General features: G+C 43.7%; 26 protein-coding genes and 3 other annotated features. Of the genes, 23 read left to right on the forward strand and 3 right to left on the reverse strand.

Features of this window, described 5'->3' with window-relative positions; genetic code table 11:
- The first annotated feature begins 10 nt into the window (after window positions 1-10).
- From ytaF to ACXAEA_RS06770, 15 genes are all read left to right on the forward strand, one after another.
- On the forward strand, window positions 11-643 hold the full coding sequence (gene ytaF / locus ACXAEA_RS06700; protein WP_475095135.1) for a sporulation membrane protein YtaF: 633 nt from the start codon (window positions 11-13) through the stop codon (window positions 641-643).
- Between the two features lie 27 nt (window positions 644-670).
- Window positions 671-1282 (forward strand): dephospho-CoA kinase, encoded by a 612-nt coding sequence (coaE, locus tag ACXAEA_RS06705; protein WP_475095136.1) that lies wholly within the window; start codon window positions 671-673, stop codon window positions 1280-1282.
- A gap of 376 nt (window positions 1283-1658) precedes the next feature.
- Window positions 1659-2690 carry a glyceraldehyde-3-phosphate dehydrogenase gene (locus ACXAEA_RS06710; RefSeq protein WP_475095137.1) on the forward strand — a complete coding sequence of 344 codons (1032 nt, stop codon included), beginning with the start codon at window positions 1659-1661 and terminating at the stop codon, window positions 2688-2690.
- A gap of 339 nt (window positions 2691-3029) precedes the next feature.
- Complete coding sequence (speD, locus tag ACXAEA_RS06715) at window positions 3030-3410, forward strand: adenosylmethionine decarboxylase (RefSeq protein ID WP_475095138.1); 381 nt, start codon at window positions 3030-3032, stop codon at window positions 3408-3410.
- 105 nt (window positions 3411-3515) lie between these two features.
- Window positions 3516-3920, forward strand: a complete 405-nt coding sequence (locus ACXAEA_RS06720) for a hypothetical protein (RefSeq protein ID WP_475095139.1) — start codon at window positions 3516-3518, stop codon at window positions 3918-3920.
- Between the two features lie 129 nt (window positions 3921-4049).
- Window positions 4050-4511 carry a transcriptional regulator NrdR gene (gene nrdR, locus ACXAEA_RS06725; RefSeq protein WP_475098069.1) on the forward strand — a complete coding sequence of 154 codons (462 nt, stop codon included), beginning with the start codon at window positions 4050-4052 and terminating at the stop codon, window positions 4509-4511.
- A gap of 121 nt (window positions 4512-4632) precedes the next feature.
- Entirely contained in the window at window positions 4633-6042 is a 1410-nt protein-coding gene (locus ACXAEA_RS06730) for a replication initiation and membrane attachment family protein (protein WP_475095140.1), read from the forward strand.
- A 5-nt stretch (window positions 6043-6047) separates the two neighbouring features.
- Window positions 6048-6980: a primosomal protein DnaI gene (gene dnaI / locus ACXAEA_RS06735; RefSeq protein ID WP_475095141.1), complete on the forward strand. Its 933-nt coding sequence runs from the start codon at window positions 6048-6050 to the stop codon at window positions 6978-6980.
- Window positions 6981-7113: 133 nt separating this feature from the next.
- Entirely contained in the window at window positions 7114-7989 is an 876-nt protein-coding gene (ytxC, locus tag ACXAEA_RS06740) for a sporulation protein YtxC (protein ID WP_475095142.1), read from the forward strand.
- A gap of 55 nt (window positions 7990-8044) precedes the next feature.
- Window positions 8045-8277: a binding site (T-box leader), on the forward strand.
- 65 nt (window positions 8278-8342) lie between these two features.
- Window positions 8343-10274 carry a threonine--tRNA ligase gene (gene thrS / locus ACXAEA_RS06745; RefSeq protein ID WP_475095143.1) on the forward strand — a complete coding sequence of 644 codons (1932 nt, stop codon included), beginning with the start codon at window positions 8343-8345 and terminating at the stop codon, window positions 10272-10274.
- Window positions 10275-10762: 488 nt separating this feature from the next.
- Window positions 10763-10890, forward strand: a sequence feature (ribosomal protein L20 leader region).
- Between the two features lie 132 nt (window positions 10891-11022).
- Window positions 11023-11526 carry a translation initiation factor IF-3 gene (gene infC, locus ACXAEA_RS06750; RefSeq protein WP_139378409.1) on the forward strand — a complete coding sequence of 168 codons (504 nt, stop codon included), beginning with the start codon at window positions 11023-11025 and terminating at the stop codon, window positions 11524-11526.
- 16 nt (window positions 11527-11542) lie between these two features.
- On the forward strand, window positions 11543-11743 hold the full coding sequence (rpmI, locus tag ACXAEA_RS06755) for a 50S ribosomal protein L35 (protein ID WP_023627047.1): 201 nt from the start codon (window positions 11543-11545) through the stop codon (window positions 11741-11743).
- Window positions 11744-11778: 35 nt separating this feature from the next.
- Entirely contained in the window at window positions 11779-12138 is a 360-nt protein-coding gene (rplT, locus tag ACXAEA_RS06760; RefSeq protein WP_102263819.1) for a 50S ribosomal protein L20, read from the forward strand.
- Between the two features lie 173 nt (window positions 12139-12311).
- Entirely contained in the window at window positions 12312-12587 is a 276-nt protein-coding gene (locus ACXAEA_RS06765; RefSeq protein ID WP_475095144.1) for a DUF1294 domain-containing protein, read from the forward strand.
- Between the two features lie 59 nt (window positions 12588-12646).
- On the forward strand, window positions 12647-13219 hold the full coding sequence (locus ACXAEA_RS06770) for a TVP38/TMEM64 family protein (protein WP_475095145.1): 573 nt from the start codon (window positions 12647-12649) through the stop codon (window positions 13217-13219).
- A gap of 37 nt (window positions 13220-13256) precedes the next feature.
- Here the strand turns inward: ACXAEA_RS06770 and ACXAEA_RS06775 are convergent, their stop codons facing one another.
- The gene (locus ACXAEA_RS06775) at window positions 13257-13658 is read right to left on the reverse strand and encodes a sigma-w pathway protein ysdB (protein ID WP_475095146.1); all 402 of its coding nucleotides are present in this window, start codon (window positions 13656-13658) and stop codon (window positions 13257-13259) included.
- Window positions 13659-13827: 169 nt separating this feature from the next.
- On the opposite strand from ACXAEA_RS06775, the gene ACXAEA_RS06780 reads away from it, so the two are divergent.
- Both ACXAEA_RS06780 and ACXAEA_RS06785 read left to right on the forward strand, forming a co-directional pair.
- Complete coding sequence (locus tag ACXAEA_RS06780) at window positions 13828-14319, forward strand: dUTP diphosphatase (RefSeq protein WP_475095147.1); 492 nt, start codon at window positions 13828-13830, stop codon at window positions 14317-14319.
- Window positions 14320-14394: 75 nt separating this feature from the next.
- Window positions 14395-15480 (forward strand): M42 family metallopeptidase, encoded by a 1086-nt coding sequence (locus ACXAEA_RS06785; RefSeq protein ID WP_475095148.1) that lies wholly within the window; start codon window positions 14395-14397, stop codon window positions 15478-15480.
- A 274-nt stretch (window positions 15481-15754) separates the two neighbouring features.
- Here ACXAEA_RS06785 and sspI read toward each other — a convergent pair whose 3' ends face one another.
- Window positions 15755-15967, reverse strand: a complete 213-nt coding sequence (gene sspI, locus ACXAEA_RS06790; protein WP_475095149.1) for a small acid-soluble spore protein SspI — start codon at window positions 15965-15967, stop codon at window positions 15755-15757.
- Window positions 15968-16091: 124 nt separating this feature from the next.
- Between sspI and ACXAEA_RS06795 the strand changes: the two genes are divergently transcribed.
- The 3 genes from ACXAEA_RS06795 to pheT all read left to right on the forward strand — a co-directional run bounded on the left by ACXAEA_RS06795 (window position 16092) and on the right by pheT (window position 20686).
- Window positions 16092-16847 (forward strand): TrmH family RNA methyltransferase, encoded by a 756-nt coding sequence (locus ACXAEA_RS06795; protein ID WP_475095150.1) that lies wholly within the window; start codon window positions 16092-16094, stop codon window positions 16845-16847.
- A 70-nt stretch (window positions 16848-16917) separates the two neighbouring features.
- Window positions 16918-17159, forward strand: a binding site (T-box leader).
- A 55-nt stretch (window positions 17160-17214) separates the two neighbouring features.
- A complete protein-coding gene (gene pheS, locus ACXAEA_RS06800) occupies window positions 17215-18252 on the forward strand; it encodes a phenylalanine--tRNA ligase subunit alpha (RefSeq protein ID WP_475095151.1) in 1038 nt (345 codons plus the stop codon).
- Between the two features lie 19 nt (window positions 18253-18271).
- Entirely contained in the window at window positions 18272-20686 is a 2415-nt protein-coding gene (gene pheT / locus ACXAEA_RS06805) for a phenylalanine--tRNA ligase subunit beta (RefSeq protein WP_475095152.1), read from the forward strand.
- Window positions 20687-20918: 232 nt separating this feature from the next.
- Here pheT and rnhC read toward each other — a convergent pair whose 3' ends face one another.
- Window positions 20919-21848 carry a ribonuclease HIII gene (rnhC, locus tag ACXAEA_RS06810; protein ID WP_475095153.1) on the reverse strand — a complete coding sequence of 310 codons (930 nt, stop codon included), beginning with the start codon at window positions 21846-21848 and terminating at the stop codon, window positions 20919-20921.
- A 143-nt stretch (window positions 21849-21991) separates the two neighbouring features.
- Here rnhC and zapA point away from each other — a divergent pair, with 143 nt between their 5' ends.
- The 3 genes from zapA to polX all read left to right on the forward strand — a co-directional run bounded on the left by zapA (window position 21992) and on the right by polX (window position 24669).
- Window positions 21992-22252 carry a cell division protein ZapA gene (zapA, locus tag ACXAEA_RS06815; RefSeq protein WP_475095154.1) on the forward strand — a complete coding sequence of 87 codons (261 nt, stop codon included), beginning with the start codon at window positions 21992-21994 and terminating at the stop codon, window positions 22250-22252.
- An 8-nt stretch (window positions 22253-22260) separates the two neighbouring features.
- Window positions 22261-22803 carry a CvpA family protein gene (locus ACXAEA_RS06820; protein WP_475095155.1) on the forward strand — a complete coding sequence of 181 codons (543 nt, stop codon included), beginning with the start codon at window positions 22261-22263 and terminating at the stop codon, window positions 22801-22803.
- Window positions 22804-22947: 144 nt separating this feature from the next.
- Window positions 22948-24669: a DNA polymerase/3'-5' exonuclease PolX gene (gene polX / locus ACXAEA_RS06825; RefSeq protein WP_475095156.1), complete on the forward strand. Its 1722-nt coding sequence runs from the start codon at window positions 22948-22950 to the stop codon at window positions 24667-24669.
- Window positions 24670-24677: the final 8 nt, after the last annotated feature.

The following is a 24677-nucleotide window of genomic DNA, read 5'->3' on the forward strand; positions in this document are numbered from 1 at the left end:
AGCTCAGTTTATGGCACAAACAATCTCCCTGCTTTTACTTGCATTCGCTGTCAGTCTTGACAGTTTCAGTGTAGGGTTAACGTATGGATTGCGTAAGATGAAAATTCCGATTAAATCGATAGCCGTGATTGCAGTTTGTTCAGCAGTTGTCCTGATGGCTGCGATGATGATCGGACATTTCCTGGAGAGCTTCTTTTCTCCAGAGTTTGCAGAAAAACTGGGTGGCAGTGTCTTGATCGTATTGGGCGGATGGGTTCTGTTCCAATTTTTCCGCGAAGACAAAACAGAATTGCTCTGTCACGAGAAAATAATCCTTAATTTTGAGATCAAATCCCTTGGCATCGTCATCAATATTTTGAAAAAACCAATGACAGCAGACTTTGACCGGTCAGGCACAATCAATGGAATTGAAGCAGTCATGCTCGGCCTTGCTCTGTCGCTTGATGCGTTCGGGGCTGGAATCGGGGCAGCTTTATTAGGTTTTTCACCTGGTTATTTGGCGCTGGCTGCGGCATGCATGAGCTCATTATTTGTTTATGCAGGGATGAGGATGGGGAGTTATTTTTCAGAAAGCGGATGGATACAGAGGTTTTCTTTTGTACCAGGGATCCTATTGATTATAATTGGGCTGCTGAAGCTGTAGCAGTCCCTTGAAAGGAATAAAGCGAGAATGTCATTAGTTATTGGATTAACAGGAGGTATAGCAAGCGGTAAAAGCACGGTATCAGGCATGTTTGTTGATTTGGGAATCACAGTGATCGATGCTGATATCGAAGCCAGGCTTGCTGTTGAACCAGGAGAAAAAGCATACAATGATATTGTCAGCCATTTTGGCACAGCAATTTTAGAAGAAGAAAACGGCGCAATCAATCGCCAAAAATTAGGTTCGATTATTTTTAATAATGAGGAAAAAAGGATGCTGCTCAATTCGATTGTCCATCCTGCTGTAAGGGAACGGATGGCCAGGAAAAGAGAGGCAGCGCAGGCAGCAAATGAAGAAGCGATTGTCATGGACATCCCGCTCCTGTTCGAAAGCAAATTGACTGGCCTGGTGGAAAAAATCATTGTGGTATACGTAGATGAAAAAACACAGCTGGAGAGGCTGATGATGCGCAATAACTTTTCCGAAGCTGAAGCATTATCCAGAATCAAATCGCAGATGCCGCTGAGGGGTAAAGTTGATTTGGCCGATGAGGTCATTGATAATAGCGGCACCATCGAGCAATCAAGGCAGCAGCTGATGGAAATTTTGAATAAGTGGGGAATTTTACGAGCCGAATAGGCTCTTTTTTATTCTAGTACATACTTATTTCTTGTTAGGTGTATATTAATCCCGGTCTCGTGCGTTATATTCCCAGTTCCCTTGATTTAATCCCAGTTCCCTTGATTTAATCCCAGTTTCCATTGACTTAATCCCAGTTTCAATCAATATAATCCTTGTTTGCCGAGTTTTAATCCCAGTTTCGATGAATATGATCCCAGCTTGGCCGTTCAGTATCCGTACAGCCTTTTTCACCACTCAAAATGATTATTATTATCAGAATTATTTTATATTTTAAATGTGTGCATTTATTTATCACAAATAAAATTTAATATGTTATACTAATACCATACAAAGGGGTTATTAAGTATAACACTAATTCGGAAGGGGCCGTACAATGAAGGCGAGAATAGCGATAAACGGTTTTGGGAGAATTGGCAGAATGGTTTTCAGAAGAGCCATTCTTGAAGAAAATCTTGAGGTTGTAGCGATTAATGCGAGCTACCCAGCTGAAACTCTGGCGCATTTGATTAAATATGATTCAACACATGGACAATTTGCTGGTGAGGTCATCCCTGCTGATGATCACCTAATTGTGAACGGGAAGACTGTTAAACTATTAAGCAATCGAAATCCTGCTGAGCTTCCTTGGAAGGAAATGAAGATCGATATCGTCATCGAGGCCACAGGCAAATTCAATTCCCGTGACAAAGCATCGCTCCATCTGGATGCTGGCGCAAAAAAGGTTATTTTGACAGCACCTGGTACGAATGAAGATATCACCATTGTTATGGGTGTAAATGAAAGCGCATTAAATATCGAAGAGCATGATGTTATTTCCAATGCATCCTGCACAACAAACTGCCTTGCACCTGTTGCGAAAGTACTTGATGATACTTTTGGCATCGAGAATGGTTTGATGACAACTGTGCATGCTTATACTAATGACCAGAATAATATCGATAACCCGCACAAGGATTTGCGCAGGGCGCGTTCATGCGGACAATCCATCATCCCGACATCGACTGGAGCGGCGAAGGCATTATCGCTTGTACTTCCTCAGCTGAAAGGAAAGCTTCACGGAATGGCACTGCGCGTTCCAACTCCAAACGTTTCGCTCGTTGACCTGGTTGTCGACCTGAAGCGTGAGGTGACTGTGGATGAAATTAACGATGCATTCTATTCTGCATCAAAGGGAAAGCTTAAGGGCGTCCTTGATATCACGACAGATCCGCTCGTTTCAATCGATTTCAACACAAACGAGCATTCAGCAATCGTCGATGGACTGTCCACGATGGTAATCGGCGCTAATAAAGTAAAAGTGCTTGCATGGTATGACAACGAATGGGGCTACTCAAGCAGAGTGGTGGACCTGGTAAAGCATGTTGCACATGCAATGGAAAATTCCGTAACAGTCAAAGTAGGATAGACTCTAAAGCGAAAAAGCTTGCCGGATCCGGCAAGCTTTTTACGTTTATGCAAAATAAAAACTTGATTTTAACTGCGAAAAAGTCCATGAAAGCCTTTATTCCAGCCATCTGTGAAACTGTGAAAATATAAGGCTTAAATACATGTGAAAAATTTTCTTTCCATGTGTTGCAAAAAAAATATAAACAAAGTATACTAGTCATCGTGAACTTCTTAATAACGGTACCAATTGGCTACTTAAAGGGTTAGGACCTCTCTGGACTAACTTTCCCCCGTGGTAGTTAAGATACCATTGAAACTAAGGATTTCATTCTAATAATGTTAGAGGGGGAAATTGAATATGGAAACAATGGGTCGTCATGTAATTTCTGAACTTTGGGGTTGCGATTTTGAAAAATTGAATAATATGGATTATATTGAACAAACTTTCGTTTCAGCTGCTTTGAAATCAGGTGCTGAAATCCGCGAAGTGGCTTTCCACAAATTTGCGCCACAAGGTGTAAGCGGAGTTGTCATTATTTCTGAATCTCATTTAACTATTCATAGCTTCCCAGAACACGGATATGCCAGCATTGATGTTTATACTTGCGGTGATCTGGATCCTAATATTGCAGCTGACTATATTGCTGAAGCTCTTGGTGCACAAACACGCGAGAATATCGAAATTCCACGTGGCATGGGCCCTGTGAATGTGAAACAGGCACAAGCTAATGCTCTATAATTAAAAATATAAAAAAATTACAAGAGGTGTAGCGATACACCTCTTTTTACTTTGCTCAAAAATACGGTAAACTGTAAATAGAACTTACTTGCAGGAGGATCTTGGATGTCTTTATTAAAATCCCTGACAGGGCGTTATCAAAAATTCAGCGGGACGAGTGAAAACAATAGGGACGAGCTGCTGAGGACCCGTTATTACAAAGCGAACTTCAATCAGATGTTCCAGACAGTCGAAGATTTGCTGAAGGCAGACCCTTCATTCAAAATAATTAGTGTTTCAAAAGAGCATGGTGAAATATCAGCTGAACTGAAAGGAAAGATACCTTCCTTTTTAACTGCGACTGTCATCACGACGAAGCCTTTTGAGACCGCGGTTGATTTACATATTTCTACTGAAAAATTTTCATTGGCCGGCATCAATCCGGCGTTGAAGCAGGAATTGGTGAATATTTACGGGAAACTCGACCGTTCGCACACATTTATTGGCTCAGGCAAATATGGAAATCAATAGTTCCTCTTGTCCATATACCATCTTTTTTATAAGATATAAGTATAGGAAAAATACTTATGGACGTACTAGTGGAAGACGCGAATGGCCATTCGCTTATTCCATATTTCAAAATATTCGGAGCTGATCGAGATGAAATGCCCAACTTGCCAAAATAACTCTACCCGTGTCCTTGATTCAAGGCCTGTTGACGATAGCCGCTCCATTCGACGCAGACGTGAATGTGAAGCGTGCGGATTTCGCTTTACTACATTTGAAAAAGTGGAAGAAATTCCGTTGATTGTAGTCAAGAAGGAAGGCACACGCGAAGAGTTCAATCGGGAAAAACTCCTTCGCGGTTTGATCAAAGCTTGTGAAAAACGCCCGGTAGCTTTGAAGGAGCTTGAAGACCTGACAGCTGATGTCGAAAAGGAACTCCGCAGCCAGGGAGTTTCCGAAATCAAAAGCGAAGCAGTTGGCGAAATGGTAATGGACAGGCTGGCAAAGGTTGACGAGGTTGCATATGTAAGGTTTGCATCCGTTTACCGCCAATTTAAAGATATCAATGTATTTATCGATGAACTTAAAGAGTTATTAAAGAAAGAACAATCATAAAAATCGTGGAGTTTTAATGAACTTCATTGAATTTCCTGAAGTTCTATTGAATTCAGGAAAATCCTGAAGAAGCTGAAGGGAACTTCAGCTTTTTTTAATCATTTGGTGTGGGGGGAAAGGGATGGCTCAGCATTGGCAGGAAACGTTGCCTGTAGACCAATATATCGTTGCTTCTGGCGGTCTTTTGCATGAATATGATCGCAAGGTTCTCACTTTTTTATATCAGCCGCTGATTGGGCCAGCTTGCCTGAGTCTTTACATGACATTGTGGGCTGAACTCGAAGAAAACCGCCTCTGGTCGGAACCTGTTACGCATCACAATCTGATGAGTATCATGGATATGAACCTGAAGGATATTTTCCACGCACGCCAGAAGCTCGAAGGGATGGGCTTGCTTAAGACGTATGTGAAAAATGGGGAGGCTGGCCGCGCGTTTATCTATGAATTGCAGCCGCCGCTGACTCCGGAACAGTTTTTCCTTGATGGAATGCTGAATGTCTATCTTTATCGGAAGGTAGGAAAAAATCAGTTTCTGCGTCTTAAGCGATTTTTCAGCGATAAAACGGTTGAAGATTCTGGCTATACCGAAATCACAAAAGCTTTTCAGGATGTCTTTCTATCCGTTCCTCCTGAGGCGCTCAAGCATAATCCTGATTCAGCTTCCGACCTGAAGGCTGAAGAAGGAAATGCTTTTATTGGCAGAGGTGACGCTTCTAAAATCCAGATTGATCCTGCAGAATTCAACTTCGATCTGCTGCTAGGGGGGCTGCAGGAGTCGCTGATACCAAAGAAAGCTTTTTCAGCGAAAGTAAAAGAGGCAATCAGCAATCTTTCATTCCTTTATGGAATTGATGCCCTTAAGATGAAGAATATCGTCTTGAGCGCGGTCACCGCTGATAATGATATAGACATTGAAGAATTGCGGAAGGGAGCACGTGACTGGTATCAGTTTGAATTCCATGACCAGCTTCCTGCGCTTATGGACCGGGTTCAGCCTGCGCAGCATAAAGCAGGCATCGAGAAGCCGAAAACAAAGGAAGAGGAACTGATCCTGTATTTTGAAAAAACATCCCCCCGTCAGCTGCTAATCGATTTGTCCGGCGGTGCAGAACCTTCTAAATCTGACCTGCAGATCATTGAAGAGGTTATGTTCAAGCAAAAACTGCTGCCGGGTGTCGTGAATGTTTTAGTCCAGTATGTTATGCTCAAGACTGATATGAAGCTTACGAAGGGTTATATTGAAAAAATCGCCAGCCACTGGTCGCGGAAAAAAATCTCTACCGTAAAAGATGCCATGCAGCTGGCTAAAAATGAACATCGTCAATATCTGGATTGGGCAGATGGGAAAAAGGCACCGGCTTCGCAGGGAAAACGCAAGCCTGTCCGCAAGGAAGTTTTACCAGACTGGTTTGAGAAAAATCGTGATGGGGAACCGGAGCAGCATACAGGTGCTCCTGACACGGATCCTGATTTTGAACTGGAAAAGAAAAAGCTTGAAGAAGAACTGAAGAAATTCAAATCCGGGAAGTGACTCAAATGCAAAACATAAATGAAACATTGAAGAAGCTGGCCAATAACCAGGGTTTCCAGGAACGTTATGAAGCGATAAAGCGGCAGGTTATGCAGGACAAGCATGTCAAAGAGTTTCTTGATGTGAATGCCGATCATATCACCCGGGAAATGCTCGACCGCAGCATGACGAAATTGTATGAGTTCACTAACCAGAGCAAAGGGTGCGAAGACTGCAAAAGCCTCGAATCCTGCAAGAATATGATCAAAGGGTATGAGCCGGAGCTTTTTATAAAAGGCAACTTCATTGATATCAAATATGACCGATGCAAAAAGAAAACGATGCATGATGAGCAGCAGAAGCATGCGCGCTTGATCAACAGCATTTTCGTGCCGAAGGAAATTTTAAAGGCTTCATTCGGTGATATTGAGCTGGACGATGCAGGAAGGTTCAAGGCGATCAAAATGGCTAAGGACTTTGTCGAAAATTATGAGCCGGGTCTAAAGCAGAAAGGTTTGTTCCTCCATGGACCATTCGGAACCGGGAAATCGTACCTCCTTGGAGCGATTGCGAATGAACTTGCCCAGAAGCAGGTAAGCTCGTTGATTGTGTATGTGCCGGAATTTTTCCGTGAGATGAAAAATGCGATCGGTGACCATACTGTCAACGATAAGCTCGAAGCGATCAAAAAGGCGAATGTCCTCATGCTGGACGATATTGGCGCTGAGACGATGAGCAGCTGGGCCCGAGATGAAATACTGGGGACCATCCTTCAGTTCCGCATGCTCGAAAATCTGCCAACCTTCTTTACTTCGAATTTCGACCTCAAAGGACTTGAGCATCATCTGACACACAGCCAGCGAGGAGAAGAAGAACAATTGAAGGCAGCGAGGATCATGGAACGGATCAAGTACCTTGCAGAGCCAGTTAAAGTCGAAGGTAAGAATAGAAGAATGTAAGCGATGTGCTGCAGTGGAAACTGCGGCATATTTTTTTTGGATAGATATCCCTCCGGCAGGTGCCTGGTTACTTCTAAATTGTCCAAGTCCCCCATATATATAATCAGGGATTACTTAAAAAGGGGGGATATGGTTGATTGAAATCATCTTCCAAAAAAAGCAGGATGCCTGGAATTTATATAAACATTTGATCACCAGGCTTGCTTCGTGGCAGGAAACAGATTCAATTCTTCTTAATGAAGATCGAAATAGAGTGCTTATACCGCACCTTTTTTATAAATGTGAAATACTGACAGACCTGAAAAAGGGCTTTCATGAATTTATAATAAAAACAAAACGTGATGATTGGTTAAGATCCATTCTGAAAGATTCGTATTTATTTACTGACATGGAAGAACAGGACCAGATTATCGATATCATTTACTCAGTCATTGAAGGCGAACGAAAAGAACTGATCCCTTTTATGGAAGGGGTAGAAGAAAACAGCATTGTTAAAAGTGCCCTCAATGAGATTTTGGACGAAAAAGTTTCCTTCTCATTTGACTCGTTTGTCATGTTCAGGCTAAAGGCCTATGTGGAGCAGCTTTCCAAATGGGTTGAGATCGCAATCGATGAGTATAAGATGGAGCAGGAATATCAGGTGTTTGTGCAGACTCTCAGAGACTTTCTTGGAGATAGGAAACCCCAGCTTTCCCATCTTTATTTGGTGATCGATGAAAATATGGTTTTTTACAATCAGGATTTTATTGAAATGAAGAGGGGCGACCTTTTTAAGGCAATTGACCGGAAGCTCCTGGTAAATCATCCTGTCTACGTCGACTCAGGAACGATTGCTCCATTACTGTCGATTGCCCCTGAAACCATTTACCTGTACACTGATGATCCTCAGCAGCCACTGGTTAGGACCATCATCAATATTTTTGAAGAACGTGTAAAAATTGCTTCCTTATCTGCTTTTCAGGAGGAGCAATTGCACTTTTTAAAGAAAGGCAATAAAAATGTACGATAGCCCACTTGATTTTCAAAACATTTCAAACTATAATTACGTACATACTTAACGAATAGCAAATGTAATGATGAGGACATGGGCTTTCTTGAAAGGTTTGCAGAGAGGGAAGGCAAGGCTGAAAACTTCCTAACACTAAAGAAACGCTTACCACCTCTGAACTCCAGTTATGAACGCTCAGGCAAGTATTAGCTGGCGGCTGAAGCCGTTATCGCAACCAGAGTCATTCCCGCATTTTTTTGTGAGAGTGAAAATTGGGTGGAACCACGTGTGATCAAACTCGTCCCTGTTTCAGGGACGGGTTTTTTTATTTTTAGCGCAAATAAAGCGCCACATATTAAAAGGAGGAAAAGCCAATGGCAGACATGTTGAAAATATCGTTTCCAGACGGAGCAGTAAAGGAGTTTCCGGCAGGTACAACTACTGAAGACATTGCCAGTTCAATCAGCCCGGGCCTAAAGAAGAAAGCCATTGCCGGTATGGTGAACGGACAGCCGTATGACCTGAAGAGACCAATCGAAGAGGATGCAGCGATTGAAATCGTCACTCCAGAGCACTCTGAAGCTCTTGAAATTTTGCGCCACAGTTCAGCGCATTTAATGGCACAGGCAATCAAACGCCTGTATAAAGATGTTAACCTTGGAGTAGGACCGGTTATCGAAGGCGGTTTCTACTATGATATCGATATGGAGCATTCACTGTCTCCGGAGGATTTGCCGGTAATCGAAAAGGAAATGAACAAAATCATCAATGAAAACATTGAGATTGTCCGCAAAGAAGTAAGCCGTGAAGAAGCAGTCAAGTTTTTCAAAGAGCTTGGCGACCCATATAAGCTTGAGTTAATCGAAGCGATTCCAGCTGATGAAAAAGTGACTCTCTATGAGCAGGGAGATTTCGTTGATCTATGCCGCGGGGTTCATGTTCCATCAACTGGAAAGCTGAAGGAATTCAAATTGTTGAGCATTGCCGGTGCATACTGGCGCGGCGACAGTGACAACAAGATGCTGCAGCGTATTTACGGAACTGCTTTCTTCAAAAAGGAAGATCTGAAAGAGCACTTAAGGCTGCTTGAAGAAGCGAAGGAACGCGACCACCGCAAGCTAGGCAAAGAGCTTAACTTATTCACAAACTCCCAGAAGGTAGGCCAGGGTCTTCCGTTATGGCTTCCAAAGGGTGCCACAATCCGCCGCGTAATCGAGCGCTATATTGTCGACAAGGAAGTCAGCCTTGGATATGACCATGTCTACACTCCGGTAATGGGAAGTGTCGATCTTTATAAAACTTCCGGACACTGGGACCATTATCAGGAAAACATGTTCCCTGTCATGGAAATGGAGAATGAACAGCTTGTTTTAAGGCCGATGAACTGCCCTCATCACATGATGGTGTACAAAAACAGCATCCATAGCTACAGGGAGCTTCCTATCAGGATCGCTGAACTGGGAACAATGCATCGTTATGAAATGTCCGGAGCATTGGCGGGATTGCAGCGTGTTCGCGGAATGACTTTGAATGATGCTCACCTTTTCGTGCGACCTGATCAGATCAAAGAAGAGTTCAAGCGAGTTGTCGAACTTGTACTTGAAGTCTATAAAGATTTTGGCATGGATGATTATTCGTTCCGCCTTTCTTACCGCGATCCTGAAGATAAGGAAAAATATTTCGACGACGACCAGATGTGGGAAAAAGCACAGGCGATGCTAAAAGAAGCAATGGATGAGATGGGACTTGAGTATTTCGAGGCAGAAGGCGAAGCGGCTTTCTACGGCCCTAAGCTTGATGTCCAGGTCAAGACAGCGCTTGGCAAAGAGGAAACTCTGTCAACTGTCCAGCTTGATTTCTTGCTTCCTGAACGCTTTGACCTGACATATATCGGTGAAGACGGAAAGCACCATCGCCCGGTTGTTATCCACCGTGGAGTTGTATCAACAATGGAACGTTTTGTTGCCTTCCTGATCGAAGAATACAAAGGGGCGTTCCCGACATGGCTTGCTCCCGTACAGGCACAAGTCATCCCGGTTTCTCCTGCGGTACACTATGACTACGCAAGAGAGGTCCAGGAAAAACTGAAAGCAGCAGGCTTCCGTGTTGAAATCGACAGCCGTGATGAAAAAATCGGCTATAAGATTCGCGAAGCACAGATGCAGAAAATCCCTTACATGCTCGTAGTAGGTGACAATGAAGTATCTGACAAAGCCGTAAATGTCCGTAAATACGGCGAACAAAAATCTGAAACAATTTCCTTCGAAGAATTCCTTGATTCATTCAGGAAGGAAGCGAAGAAATAAAAAAGAGGGGCCGTGGCTCCTCTTTTTTTGCGCTTTATTCCAACGGTTTGTAACAGGAAGGGCAAAGATTTTTACGGTAACTGCGTTTGATTTTCTCACCACAGTACCTGCAGGATTTAAAAAGAACAGGCTTGTTGTCAATATCATTTGCAAATCCATAGCCAGTCCTGAAATATTTCAAGGCAGTCCCTGCAAGGAGCCCGGTGATCACCCCTGTGATAATTATGGCAATCAGCATATGTACACCAGCTTTCTTCTTTCTTCTATGCAAAATTATAACAAAAATTGAGCGGCAAGGTTGTTTGAGATAAATCAAACAGGTTTTTCTGGGAGTGGAAAACAACACAGATTTTAAAGAAAGTCAAAAAAAGTATTGCAGCCTTTATTCCCATCTGATACAATACTTTTTGTTGCAGTTAACGAAAGTGATTCGTTTGACACGTCAAAATCTTTGTGTTATATTAGCAAAAGTGAACTGAATACAAGTTTTAGGAAAGAAGAAGCACCCGCTTCTCACCTGGCTGACGCATTAAGGCTGTTGGCAGGTAATACGTAAACGTCTTATTATTTTGTTTTCGTAAAGTGTGGGTGTCGTCGCCTGCACTTTTTTTATTGCAAAATAAAAATGGACTATATCGTATGTCATTGTGTGAGCAAGATGGCGGGCTTCGGCCTGGCAATGAACTTCTTCTCCTTGACAAGGTATTCGATAAAACCCTGGAGGTGGCTAATTATTAGCAAAGATGCGATGTTACTAAACGAGGGAATTCGTGCTCGCGAAATTCGTTTGATCGATCAAAATGGCGAGCAATTAGGAATTAAATCCAAAGCTGAGGCTCTTGAGATCGCAGCGCGCGTAAATCTTGATCTTGTTCTTGTTGCTCCGAACGCGAAGCCTCCTGTAGGCCGAATCATGGACTACGGAAAATTCAAGTTCGAACAGCAAAAGAAAGAAAAAGAAGCACGTAAGAACCAAAAAATCATCACAACAAAAGAAGTACGTCTTAGCCCGACAATTGATGAGCACGACTTTAATACAAAGCTTCGCAATGCTATCAAGTTCTTGGAAAAAGGCGATAAAGTTAAAGCATCAATCCGTTTTAAAGGACGTGCTATAACACACAAGGAAATCGGTCAGCGTGTTCTTGATCGCTTCTCTGAAGCTTGCAAAGAGGTAGCGACAATCGAATCACATCCAAAGATGGATGGCCGAAGCATGTTCCTGGTCTTAGCACCTAAAACTGACAAGTAACGAGGAGGAAGTCCCAATGCCAAAAATGAAAACTCACCGCGGCACTGCCAAGCGTTTCAAGAAAACTGGAACTGGCAAGCTTAAGCGTTCACACGCTTACACTAGCCACTTATTTGCTAACAAGTCTACAAAAGCTAAGCGTAAGCTTCGCAAATCTGCAATTGTTTCAAAAGGCGATTTCAAACGTATTCGTCACATGCTTGACAACATTAAGTAAATTCGAGCGATCGATTTATATAGGAGGGAAATTACATGCCACGTGTAAAAGGCGGTACAGTTACGCGCAAGCGTCGTAAAAAAGTCATTAAATTAGCAAAAGGTTATTTCGGTTCAAAACATACATTATACAAAGTTGCTAACCAGCAGGTTATGAAATCCCTAATGTATGCATTCCGCGACCGTCGTCAGAAGAAGCGCGACTTCCGCAAACTTTGGATTGCTCGTATCAACGCAGCAGCTCGCATGAACGGCCTTTCTTACAGCCGTATGATGCACGGCCTAAAGCTTGCTGGTATCGAAGTAAACCGCAAGATGCTTGCTGAACTTGCAGTAAGCGATGCAGCAGCATTCGCTCAATTGGCTGAAACAGCTAAGCAACAATTCAACAAGTAATTAGGATAAACCATTCTCTTCCTGAGGATGGTTTTTTCTTTTTTGTAGAGATAAGATTTTATAAAATTCACTTCGAAAATTGTCTAGCTCCAGCGCTTGTAGGGCCTGACCAAGGCGCTTTCGCTTTTCTTAAGATATAATGGACACATAGAACTTGAAGAGGGCGTGGAGATGTGGAAATCTGGTCTTTGGCTGGCTTGATCATAGTCATGAACCTTGTTGGCTTTTTTATCATGGGAATAGATAAAAAGCGGGCAAGAAAGAACCTTTATCGAATAAGTGAAAGTACATTGTGGAATGTCTCTTTTCTCGGAGGCGCGATCGGGGCATTTGCCGGGATGAAGCATTACCGGCATAAAACACAGCATGCTCAGTTCAAGTATGGTATGCCATTTCTTGCTCTGATCGAGATTGGTATTTTTGTATTTTTATTTATGCTTTTGGCATAACAGCTCGGGCGATTTTATATGCTTTAATAGCATCATAGAATAGCTGGCAGGTGACGAATATGGAAGATGCCTGGTCATTGCTGCTGATTATTGTGGAATTGGGAAGCTGGTATGCACCTGTTTTGTTCATATTGTTCCATGTTTTCCGCCAATTCGTCTTCATCCCTCCAGCCGTCGTTTGTGTTGCAGGAGGTCTTCTGTTCGGAGTGTTACCTGGCATCATCTATTCTCTGATCGGCTTGACGGGAGCAAGTGTTTTATTTTACTTATTGATGAAACAGCTTCCAGAGACGATGCATAGGTTAAGCAGGCTGAAGATGCGTCTGGTAGGGAGGTTCAGGGATTTGACCGTTGCTCAGGTCGCGTTGTTAAGACTTGTGCCGGTGATCCATTATCAATTGCTGAGCTTTTGCCTGTACGAACGGAAAAAGAGCTTTAGAGGCTTTATGAAAGCTTCCTTTTTTGCAAATATCCCTTTTGTATTGTTTTACACATTATATGGTGAGTATATCAGGAAGTTCGATGCTTGGACTGCGGGCTTGCTGATGATGGTCCTTTTGCTGCTTGCCTACTTGCTGCGGGAAAAAATCACCTTGATAAAATGGCGGGAATTCTTTGATACAACGATATAATGAAAAAGCGTCCGAATTTTATCGGACGCTTTTTCATTTAGGATTCATCATCCTGATTATGGTTTGCCATGAATTCCTTGATCGGGCTCTTCCAATCGATCTTTGCCACAGAGTAGCTCTCGCGGATTTTTCGCTCAATGTACTGGAAATCCTCAAGAACAAGCCCCTTCAAAGCAGAAGTCTTTTTTGGCCAGATGAAAATGGAAACTACTTCAAAGGCAGACTGAGTCGTGCCCAGATACTTTTCCCCCTCAAACAAAACGCCCTTGTATGTGAGTAAAAAATTCTTGCGGACATTATTCGGATCATCCAGAAAGAAATAGCGCTTCTGTTCATGTGCAAGCTCGAGCTTACGCTTCGGGTTGAAGAGGTACTTAACCGCGCTGTATATTAGAAAAATGAATAAAAGCAAGAAAATAAGACGCAAAAGCAGGATCATGGCTGCCCCTCCAATACTAACTTTCCTTATTTTACGGATGAGATTCCAAATAGTTTCAACAAATTTATAAATGTTTTATACTTTTTTTAGTTGGAACCTCATTGAAGGGAAAAAACTAGGCAGAGAACTTTTTTCGGTTTAGGAAAAATTTAAAAATTGGAGCTGAAGAATGAATACGACAAAGCTTTTTAAAATGCAAACAGAACTGGACAGCCATATTGAGTTACAGCACGGCCTGGAGAATGAGGATTTATTTGACAGAAAGGTGCTGGCGCTGCTGGTGGAAATCGGGGAGCTGGCGAATGAGACAAGATGTTTCAAGTTTTGGAGCGTTAAACCATCCTCGGATACTCAAGTGATCCTTGAGGAATTCGTCGATGGCATCCATTTTATTCTGTCGCTTGGAATTGAGTGCGGGTTTGAACATCTTGAATCGATTACTTCGGGAGAAAGCAACCAGAATAATGCCAGCGAGCAGTTCCTTGAAGTATACGAATCTGTTCATCGGTTTAGGAATAGCCGCACGGAGAATGATTTTATCCTGTTGTTCGAAAGCTATATGAAATTGGCTGAAATGCTGGGATTATCAGCTGAACAAATCGGACAGGCATATATTAAGAAAAATGAAGTAAATTATGATAGGCAGCGAAAAGGATATTAGGCAGAATTTTTTGTACAATACATTGATGGTCTAGTATAATAGGAGTCGAAACTACATATTAAGGGAGTCGAAATAATGGCTAAATTAGATGAAACATTAACGATGTTAAAAGATTTAACCGATGCCAAGGGCATTCCCGGCAACGAGCGTGAGCCAAGGGAAGTCATGAAAAAATACATAACACCACACGCTGATGAAGTGACAACAGACGGTCTGGGCAGCCTGATTGCGAAAAAGGTTGGAGATGCAAATGGGCCAAAAATCATGGTGGCTGGCCATCTTGATGAAGTAGGTTTCATGGTCACAAGCATTGATGACAAAGGTTTCATCCGCTTCCAGACGGTTGGCGGATGGTGGAGCCAGGTTATGCTGGCACAGCGCGTGACAATCGTGACTCGCAAAGGAGAAATCACTGGTGTGATCGGTTCTAAGCCACCTCACATCCTCCCTGCAGAAGCACGCAAAAAGCCGGTTGAAATCAAGGATATGTTCATTGATATCGGTGCATCAAGCCGTAATGAAGCAAAGGAATGGGGAGTCACTCCTGGTGACATGGTCGTTCCTTACTTCGAGTTCACAGTCATGAATAATGAAAAAATGCTGCTTGCCAAAGCGTGGGATAACCGCATTGGCTGTGCAATTGCCATTGATGTCCTGAAGGGTCTAAAGGATGCACAACATCCGAACGTGGTATATGGTGTTGGTACGGTTCAGGAAGAAGTAGGTCTTCGTGGTGCAAAAACATCTGCACAGATGATTCAGCCTGATATCGCTTTCGGTGTTGATGTAGGGATCGCCGGCGACACACCAGGCGTTACTGAAAAAGAAGCGCTGAGCAAAATGGGTGACGGCCCGCAGATCATCATTTATGATGCTTCGATGGTGTCACACAAAGGCCTTCGCGATTTCGTCACAGACTTAGCGGATGAGTTGAACATTCCATACCAGTTCGACGCTGTAGCCGGCGGCGGAACGGATTCTGGTGCGATTCACCTGACACACCGCGGTGTGCCTGCGCTGTCAATCACAATCGCAACTCGCTATATCCATTCACACGCAGCAATGCTTCACCGTGACGACTACGAAAACGCAGTAAAACTGATTGTCGAAGTCATCAAGCGTCTCGACAAAGAAACAGTTGAAAAGATCACTTTTGAATAAGAACGGTGTTGTCCAGAAAATCAGTTTGAAACTGGTTTTCTGGACACTTTTTTTGTTTACCTCTAGTTTTTTAAAATTAATCACTACGTTTTGAAGCGTAATTACTTCGAAAAAAGATACAATCACTACGTAAAAACCTACAATTACTGCGAAATCGAGCCTAATCACTATTATTTCTATCTCATGGAACAAATCGCCCGGTGTTTCCCCCTCGCCATACTCAAGAAAATAAAAAAAGAACTCCTCAACATAAAGGAGTCCTTCCCACAAGTCTTTACTTCCCTTTCAATCCTTCTTCCAAAGCATTCAGCATTTCCTGTCTTTCTGCCTCAGTGGCGTTTTGCCAGATTACTTCGAACAACACTCCAAGTCCAGGAAGCATTTTTTCCTCGCCGTTCTGTATTGCGTCGACAATCGTATCTTTAAGCTCATCCTGTGTATTTCCTGCCACATTTGAAATAACAGCGTTCCTAAGGTTTAAGTTCATCCTTGCTCAAACTCCTTTCAAATTTCCATTACTGAATATAGGTTTTGCAATTTTGGTTTTATTATGTATTCGTTTTGAGCTATAATAGTAAAATTGAACAAGCCATAATAAAGGAGAGCCAGAATTGAAGTACATTCAATCTGATAAAAATCCGCAAGTCAAACAATGGAAGAAGCTTCAGACTCGAAAAGAACGCGATAAGTCCGGCATGTTCCTTGTCGAAGGCTTTCATTTGGTTGAGGAAGCGCTGACAAGGATAGACGATGTAGAAGAAATCATTTTATGCGAAAAAACGGAAATGCCGCCGAGCCTGGATTACGGCTCGATTCCTGTAACGGTTGTGACCGATGAAATCAGCCGTCAGCTTGCCGATACTGAAACAACTCAAGGGATTTTTGCTGTGTGCCGCCAGCCAAAGCAGAACATTCCAAGTGGTAAAAGCTATTTACTGATTGACTCAGTCCAGGACCCTGGCAATCTTGGCACGATGATCCGGACGGCTGATGCTGCCGGGGTCGATGCAGTCATTGTCGGGAAGGGAAGTGTCGATATCTACAATCCAAAGGTGCTGCGTTCTGCGCAGGGCAGCCACTTCCATTTGCCAGTTTTAGGTGGAGACCTTTCTGAGTGGATCAACAACCTGAACGCTGACAATATCCCTGTATACGGGACAGCGCTTGAAAATGGGGTTGTTTTTACAGAGGCTGACAGCAGGGAATCTTTCGCACTGCTCGTAGGGAATGAAGGAAGCGGCGTAAACAAAGATCTGCTCGCGAAAACAACGCAGAACCTCTTCATCCCGATTTATGGCAAGAGCGAATCGCTGAACGTCGCGGTAGCAGCGGGTATCCTGCTATATTATTTAAAAACATCAAAATAGGCTCTTTTTTTCGTAAAACCATTTGATACTGCGCAAAGAATATACTATAATAAACACCAAAATTAATATTTTAAAAACGATGACGGAGAAAAGTAGCTTGATGATGGCCATCCAGGGAGAAAATGCCGAAGATTGGAAGCATTTTTATGGAACAGGCAGGCGAAGTTCACCTCCAGAGTTGGCATCGGGACCGCATTTAGCGTAAAGATGCATCGGCACAAGCCGTTATCTCAATGAAGCGAACACGTAATACATACCTGTATTGCCTGTTAAAAAGGGTGGTACCGCGAAACCTCAGACCTCGTCCCTTTATAAGGGATGGGGTCTTTTTGTGTTCAAAAATGAAGAATTTGAAGGAGGATTTACCATGCAGGATCGTTTAAAAGAACTGCAGGCTGAGGCATTGGAAAAAGTGGCCGCAGCAGCTGACCTTAAAGAATTGAATGATATCCGTGTTTCCTATCTTGGAAAAAAAGGTCCAATCACAGAAGTTTTAAAAGGAATGGGCAAATTATCGGCTGAAGAAAGGCCAATGATGGGTGCACTGGCCAATGAAGTGCGCGATGCAATCTCCGGCCAGATCGAAGTAAAGCAGAAGGAGCTTGAGGAAGCAGCAGTACAGCAGCAATTGTCAGCTGAACAAATCGATGTGACGCTTCCAGGAAGACCTGTCAAAACTGGCAGCCATCATCCGCTTACAAGCATCATCGAAGAAATCGAAGATCTTTTCATCGGCATGGGCTACACAGTGGAAGAAGGTCCTGAGGTCGAGAAGGATTATTATAACTTTGAAGCGCTTAATCTTCCGAAGGGACATCCGGCACGAGATATGCAGGACTCCTTCTACATCACCGAAGAAACTTTGATGCGCACCCATACATCACCTGTTCAGGCAAGGACGATGGAAAAGCACAAGGGCAAGGGTCCTGTGAAAATCATCTGCCCAGGCAAGGTATATCGCCGTGATAACGACGATGCGACACATTCGCACCAGTTCATGCAAATCGAAGGTCTTGTCGTCGATGAAAATGTAAGAATGAGCGACCTGAAAGGAACGCTTGAAGTTTTTGCCAAGAAGATGTTCGGCGATGACCGTGAAATCCGTTTGCGCCCAAGCTTCTTCCCATTCACTGAACCATCTGTAGAAATGGATATTTCATGTAAAATTTGCGGCGGATCAGGCTGCAGCGTATGTAAGGGAACTGGCTGGATTGAAATCCTAGGTGCAGGAATGGTTCACCCGAATGTTCTTGAGATGGCAGGCTACGATTCGAAGAAATACACTGGCTTTGCATTCGGAATGGGACCTGAGCGAATTGCGATGCTCAAGTATGGAGTCGATGACATCCGTCATTTCTATACAAACGATGTCCGTTTCTTAAAGCAATTTTCAGTTGAAGAATAACGATTAGGAGGCTAAAACCATGTTGGTATCATATAAATGGCTGCAGGATTATATCGATTTAACAGGCGTATCCGCGGATGAGCTTGCTGAAAAGATTACGAAGAGCGGCATCGAAGTAGAAGGCGTTGAAAAGTTGAATGAAGGTATGAGCGGCATTGTTGTTGGTCATGTTGTTGAATGCGAGAAGCATCCAAATGCTGAAAAATTGAACAAGACGCTTGTTGACCTTGGCAATGGGGAAACGGTCCAGATCATTTGCGGAGCAGCGAATGTAGGCAAAGGACAAAAAGTTGCTGTTGCAACAGTTGGAGCCGTCCTTCCAGGCAATTTTAAAATTAAAAAAGCAAAGCTTCGCGGTGAAGAGTCACATGGGATGATTTGCTCACTTCAAGAGCTTGGCATTGAGGGCAAACTTGCACCGAAGGAGTATGCTGAAGGAATTTACAACTTCACTCAGGATACGGAAATCGGCCAGGATGCTCTTGCGGTTTTAAACAGGGACGATGAGATCCTTGAGCTTGGTTTGACGCCAAACCGCGCCGATGCTATGAGCATGCTTGGTGTTGCCTATGAAGTAGGAGCAATTCTCGGCAAGGATGTTAAACTTCCGAACCCACAGCCTGAAACCTCTTCAGAGCAGGCAAGTGAATATATTAATGTAACAGTAGAAGCAAAAGAAGATAACCCTTTATACGTAGCGAAAGTAATCAAGAATGTAAAAGTCGGACCATCACCTGTTTGGCTGCAGACAAGATTGATGGCTGCAGGTATCCGTCCGCACAATAACATTGTTGATATCACGAACTATATCTTATTGGAATACGGCCAGCCGCTGCACGCGTTCGATTACGATAAGCTTGGATCGAAAGAAATCCTTGTCCGCCGCGCGAAGGAAGGCGAAGAGATTGAAACGCTTGATGATGTCAAACGCACATTGACACCAGATCACCTTGTCATCACGAACGGAACTGAGCCAGTTGCACTTGCAGGCGTCATGGGCGGTGCGAATTCCGAGGTTGGCAGTGATACGACCACTGTCCTGCTCGAGTCCGCTTATTTCACTGGCGGGGCAATCAGAAAAGCTTCAAAGGACCATGGACTGAGAAGCGAAGCAAGCTCTCGTTATGAAAAGGGTGTCGATCCTGAGAGAGTACGCCCGGCTGCAGAACGTGCCGCTGAACTGATGATCGAATTAGCCGGCGGAGAAGTTCTTGGCGGAGTAGTCGAAGCAGACTCACTTGAAGTGAAACCAGCAGTTGTTTCAACAACGCTGCAAAAGATCAATAAAGTGTTAGGAACAGAGCTTGATATGAAGCAGGTCGAGGGTATTTTTGCCCGCCTGAAGTTCGAAACAAGTGTCGACAATGATACGGTTACCGTAACGGTTCCTACACGCCGTGGGGATATTACGATCGAAGAAGACTTAGTCGAAGAGGTTGGACGCCTGTATGGCTACGATAACCTGCCGACAACACTTCCAGTTGGTCCGTCAACGCCAGGCCACCTTTCTGAGTACCAGAAAAACCGTCGCGTTGTCCGCCGTTTCATGGAAGGTGCAGGCCTTTATCAGGCAGTTACTTATTCATTGACGAGTGCCGAAAAAGCTACACAGTACGCATTGGATAAGCGCGAGCCTGTACAGCTTGCAATGCCGATGAGCGAAGACCGCAGTCTTTTGCGCTTAAGCATCGTTCCTCAGCTGCTTGAAGTATTGAAATACAACATCGCCCGCCAAAGCGACAGTGCCTCAGTCTATGAAACAGGAGCAGTGTTCCTGAAGAGCAGCAATGATGAGCTGCCGGAAGAACGCGAGCACCTTGCAGCTGCGATTACTGGATTATGGGAAAGCCATCCATGGCAAGGCGAGAAGAAGCCCGTTGACTTCTTCGTCTTAAAAGGAATTGTTGAAGGGTTATTTGCGAAGCTTGGCCTTGAAAGCCAGCTCGGATTCCAGAAAGCTGAGCTTGATGGTTTGCATCCTGGACGCACAGCTGAAATATTGCTGAATGGCAATGTCATCGGCTTCATTGGCCAGGTTCACCCAACAATGCAAAAAGCGCTCGATCTTAAAGAGACATATGTATTCGAGCTTTCGCTTAAAGCTTTACTTGAGGCTGAAACAGCACCTCTTCAATACACAGCAATCCCGCGCTTCCCTTCGATCACGAGGGATATCGCTCTGGTTGTTGAAAAAGAAACTGCTGCTGGAAACCTGAAGCAGGTAATCACAGAAGCGGGTGGATCTCTATTAAAAGAAGTTCAGGTATTCGACCTGTACGAAGGCGAGAAAATGGAAGCAGGCAAGAAATCCATTGCATTCTCACTGAAATACTTCGATCCAGAAAAAACACTGACAGATGAAGATATTGCAAAAGCTCATAATAAGGTGCTCAATGCCCTTGAAGAGAAAACTGGAGCAGTATTAAGAGGATAAACAAGAAAAAGGCAGCCCGCGGGCTGCCTTTTGAATTTTTTAAGTGAAGAATGCGCATTTTTCGTGGATATCCTGATAGGAAACACAGATTCCATCCCTGGATTCCGCGAAGTAAGAGCATATTCCCGCGATACTCAGCACTTATTCCGCGAAAACCCCTCATAATTCCGCGATACTCCCACATAATTCCGCGAACTGGAAAAAACAGCTCGTTTTTTCCAGCTGCCAAGTGCTATACCTTTGCAATTTTCTTCGCTTTATCGGTATTGGCAAAATGAAGTTTGACGAACTCAGGCAGCACCTCGACTCCTTTTTCCAGGATCAGCCTTGCTGCTGCCTTATCAACAGCTGCGCCGGCCCCTTTCGGAATGGTGAAGCCAGCGCGCTTGCTGAGGTTTTCAAAGTGGCGTACAAAGGCATAGCGGGCAATCATCGATGCCGCTGCAACTCCAAGATGAATCCCTTCAGCCTTCGTGCTGAAAAGTACATTCTCGCGCATGATATTTTTCTGGCCTCTTAAGTGGGCATAATAGATTTCCTCTTTTGCGAACTGGTCAATCAGAATCGCTTCCGGTTTTTCTGGGGCGATTTTTTCCAAGACATGATTGATGGCCTGGTTATGGAGCAATGCTTTCAACTTGCCCTGGGACATGCCTTTCATCTGCATTTGGTTATACTTTTCATTATGTAAGGTAAGCAGACTGTGAGGTACAAAGGTTACGAGCTGTTTGGCAATCTCGATGATTTTATCATCCTTGAGATTTTTGGAATCCTGAACACCAAGCTCTTTCAGCACCGGAATATCCTGCCGCCTGACGTAGGCAGCGACGACGGTGATCGGCCCGAAAAAATCCCCTGTGCCGACTTCATCTGAACCGATGATGGACAGCTCGGCGATATTCCGTGGCAAATGGTTGCCTGCAGGAGCAGCTGCAGTTTTTTTAGCAGCAGAAGGAGTTGCCGTTCCCCATTTTGCAGCTTCTGTTTCTCCGTCTTTTCCCTGGAACAATACTTTTCCTGATTTATAGGCAGTGATTGCACAGGAAGGTGTTTTTGCGGCGAAAACGCTGCCCGGCGGGAGCTTGTCGATAAGGAACATCTTGTAATACTCTTTCATCTTGTTGATTTCTGCGGGACTCTTCTGAAGGACACTATTTCCCATAGCTTTACACTCCCTTTTTTAACGTTTTCAAACTTAGACATTTTCTTCCAAAATTCATATAGTTCTGACAGGCAAATACTTCCCAGCCTTTTGTGTTCATGATATAGTATAAAATAGGATTCTTTTGAATGGGGGCATAAATGTTGTCAGACACAAAAAAAAATCGGTCGACTGTCGTTATATATGGACAGCAATATACTATAGTCGGCATAGAAAGCACCAGCCATATCCGGCTCATTGCCTCGATGGTAGATGATAAAATGCGGGAAATCAGCTCAGCGAATCCTTCACTTGATATTAATAAGCTAGCCGTATTAACAGCTGTGAATGCCGTTAATGATTACATAAAAATGAAAGATCGTGTTGAATCGCTCGAAGCGGAAATTAAAAGGTTAAAGGACTGAAATTATCGATGCTTGATCTTGCACTTTTAGCTATTTTACTTATCGGCTTTATCGTAGGATTGAAGAGGGGATTCATCCTCCAATCCATCCATTTGGCTGGATTTATCGCAGCCTTCATCGTAGCATACATATACTATGACCAGCTCGCGCCAAAGCTGACTTTATGGATCCCATATCCAAACCTTGGCAATAACGCGACGTTGAATCTGTTATTTGAAAATGCCAATCTGGAGGATGCCTATTACCGGGCCATCGCGTTTGCGGTCATCTTCTTCGCTGTAAAAATTCTGCTCCAGATCATCGGGTCCATGCTTGATTTTGTCGCAAACCTGCCGATCCTGCACCAATTGAATGTATGGGCAGGCGGATTTCTCGGTTTTGTGGAAGTTTATCTTCTCGTTTTCATTGTTCTCTACATCGCAGCACTATTGCCAATCCAGGCAATCCAGGGACCATTGAACGATTCAATTCTTGCCGAAAACATCATAAAAAATACACCTCTTTTTTCCCAGCAAATCAAACAACTTTGGATTGAATACTTGGCTGCATAACTTCTCTTTTGCGGAGAAGTTTTTCTTTTTATCCGAAAAATCTTCATTTGATTTCACAGTGGAGCTTGTTTTCTATAAAATAGATTACAATGACCAAGTCCGGCTTGTTGACCGGAACAGATTTGAAAAAGGCAGGTGGACAACATGTCTATGAATAAAAAAGATATCGTAAAATTGCTAGAGACAATCGCTATATATATGGAATTAAAAGGCGAAAATCCATTCAAGGTTTCTGCTTTCCGTAAGGCAGCAGCGGCGCTTGAGGGTGATGAACGCAGCATGTCAGAGATGGGAGACCTCACTGAACTGAAAGGAATTGGAAAAGGCACGGCTGGAGTCATCCAGGAATACATGGAGACTGGACAATCGACAGAGTTGAAAGAACTGCAGGAGGAGGTCCCAAGTGGTTTGATCCCGCTGCTGCAGCTGCCAGGCATGGGCGGCAAAAAAATAGCCAAGCTTTATAAAGAGCTTGGAGTGGAGAGTATCCATGATTTAGAAGAGGCGGCAAAGGCAGGGAAAATCCGTGATCTTGCAGGCTTTGGCAAGAAATCCGAGGAAAAGATTCTGGCCGCGATCGAAAATTTCGGGACACGCCCGGAACGCCTTCCGCTGGCATATATGCTGCCGGTAGCGGAATTAATTGAAACGTATCTTCAAAAGATAGAAGATATCGAACAATTTTCAAGAGCAGGCAGCTTGCGGAGAATGAGAGAAACGATCAAGGACCTTGATTTTATCATCGCATCTTCCACCCCTGCCTCAGTTAAGGATGAGTTGGTCAAGCTTCCGAGAATTAAGGAAATCATTGCAGCAGGGGATACAAAGGTCTCTGTAACTCTCGGACTTGATTATGATGTGAATGTTGATTTCCGCCTTGTTGATCCGAAAGAATTTGCTACAGCTCTCCACCATTTTACTGGGTCTAAAGACCACAATGTGAGAATGCGCCAGCTTGCGAAAGAAAAAGGAGAGAAGATTAGCGAGTATGGCGTGGAAAATGTAGATACAGGTGAAATAACCACATTTAAATCAGAAGAGGAATTTTATCAATATTTCGGTCTGCCATTCATCCCGCCTGAGCTTCGCGAGGATGGATCGGAAGTTGAGCAGTATAAGGAAGAACTGAAATTGATCACACTGGAAGCAATCAAAGGTGATCTTCATATGCATTCAACCTGGAGCGATGGCGGACATTCGATAGAGGAAATGGCAAGGGAATGCATCTCCCATGGTTATAAATATATGGCAATCACTGACCACTCCCAGTACTTGAAGGTAGCGAACGGACTGACGCCGGAACGTTTGCGTAAGCAGATCGAAGAAGTGAAAGAATTGAACAGGAATTTTGATGACTTCACGATTCTGACTGGGATCGAAATGGACATTTTACCGGATGGCAGTCTGGATTTTGAGGATGACTTGCTGGCTGAACTTGATTTGGTCATTGCATCGATACATTCTTCATTCTCGCAGCCAACCGAGAAAATCATGGACCGTTTGAAAACAGCTCTAGTTAACGCACATGTCGATATCATCGCCCATCCGACAGGAAGGCTGATCGGCAGGCGAGAAGGCTATTCAGTTGATATTGATATGCTGATTCAGCTTGCAAAAGAAACAAATACAGCCCTTGAGCTGAACGCGAACCCCAACAGGCTAGATTTGGCGGCAGAATATTTAAGGAAAGCTCAGGACGAAGGTGTAAAGATTGTCATCAATACGGACGCACATAAAGTGGATACACTTGAGCATATGGAAATAGGAGTGACAGCCGCAAGAAAAGGCTGGATCAAAGAATCAACCGTGTTGAACGCATTGGATCTGAATGGTTTGCTCGATTTCCTGCACGGCCGTAATAAGTAAAGGTTCTT

Source organism: Mesobacillus sp. ABV4_180 (assembly GCF_056158485.1).

Coding starts and splice junctions, on each gene's coding strand:
- ytaF (WP_475095135.1), top strand. CDS start 11: ATGGCACAAACAATCTCCCTGCTTTTACTTGCATTCGCTGTCAGTCTT.
- coaE (WP_475095136.1), top strand. CDS start 671: ATGTCATTAGTTATTGGATTAACAGGAGGTATAGCAAGCGGTAAAAGC.
- ACXAEA_RS06710 (WP_475095137.1), top strand. CDS start 1,659: ATGAAGGCGAGAATAGCGATAAACGGTTTTGGGAGAATTGGCAGAATG.
- speD (WP_475095138.1), top strand. CDS start 3,030: ATGGAAACAATGGGTCGTCATGTAATTTCTGAACTTTGGGGTTGCGAT.
- ACXAEA_RS06720 (WP_475095139.1), top strand. CDS start 3,516: ATGTCTTTATTAAAATCCCTGACAGGGCGTTATCAAAAATTCAGCGGG.
- nrdR (WP_475098069.1), top strand. CDS start 4,050: ATGAAATGCCCAACTTGCCAAAATAACTCTACCCGTGTCCTTGATTCA.
- ACXAEA_RS06730 (WP_475095140.1), top strand. CDS start 4,633: ATGGCTCAGCATTGGCAGGAAACGTTGCCTGTAGACCAATATATCGTT.
- dnaI (WP_475095141.1), top strand. CDS start 6,048: ATGCAAAACATAAATGAAACATTGAAGAAGCTGGCCAATAACCAGGGT.
- thrS (WP_475095143.1), top strand. CDS start 8,343: ATGGCAGACATGTTGAAAATATCGTTTCCAGACGGAGCAGTAAAGGAG.
- infC (WP_139378409.1), top strand. CDS start 11,023: ATGTTACTAAACGAGGGAATTCGTGCTCGCGAAATTCGTTTGATCGAT.
- rpmI (WP_023627047.1), top strand. CDS start 11,543: ATGCCAAAAATGAAAACTCACCGCGGCACTGCCAAGCGTTTCAAGAAA.
- rplT (WP_102263819.1), top strand. CDS start 11,779: ATGCCACGTGTAAAAGGCGGTACAGTTACGCGCAAGCGTCGTAAAAAA.
- ACXAEA_RS06770 (WP_475095145.1), top strand. CDS start 12,647: ATGGAAGATGCCTGGTCATTGCTGCTGATTATTGTGGAATTGGGAAGC.
- ACXAEA_RS06775 (WP_475095146.1), bottom strand. CDS start 13,658: ATGATCCTGCTTTTGCGTCTTATTTTCTTGCTTTTATTCATTTTTCTA.
- ACXAEA_RS06780 (WP_475095147.1), top strand. CDS start 13,828: ATGAATACGACAAAGCTTTTTAAAATGCAAACAGAACTGGACAGCCAT.
- ACXAEA_RS06785 (WP_475095148.1), top strand. CDS start 14,395: ATGGCTAAATTAGATGAAACATTAACGATGTTAAAAGATTTAACCGAT.
- sspI (WP_475095149.1), bottom strand. CDS start 15,967: ATGAACTTAAACCTTAGGAACGCTGTTATTTCAAATGTGGCAGGAAAT.
- pheS (WP_475095151.1), top strand. CDS start 17,215: ATGCAGGATCGTTTAAAAGAACTGCAGGCTGAGGCATTGGAAAAAGTG.
- pheT (WP_475095152.1), top strand. CDS start 18,272: ATGTTGGTATCATATAAATGGCTGCAGGATTATATCGATTTAACAGGC.
- rnhC (WP_475095153.1), bottom strand. CDS start 21,848: ATGGGAAATAGTGTCCTTCAGAAGAGTCCCGCAGAAATCAACAAGATG.
- ACXAEA_RS06820 (WP_475095155.1), top strand. CDS start 22,261: ATGCTTGATCTTGCACTTTTAGCTATTTTACTTATCGGCTTTATCGTA.
- polX (WP_475095156.1), top strand. CDS start 22,948: ATGTCTATGAATAAAAAAGATATCGTAAAATTGCTAGAGACAATCGCT.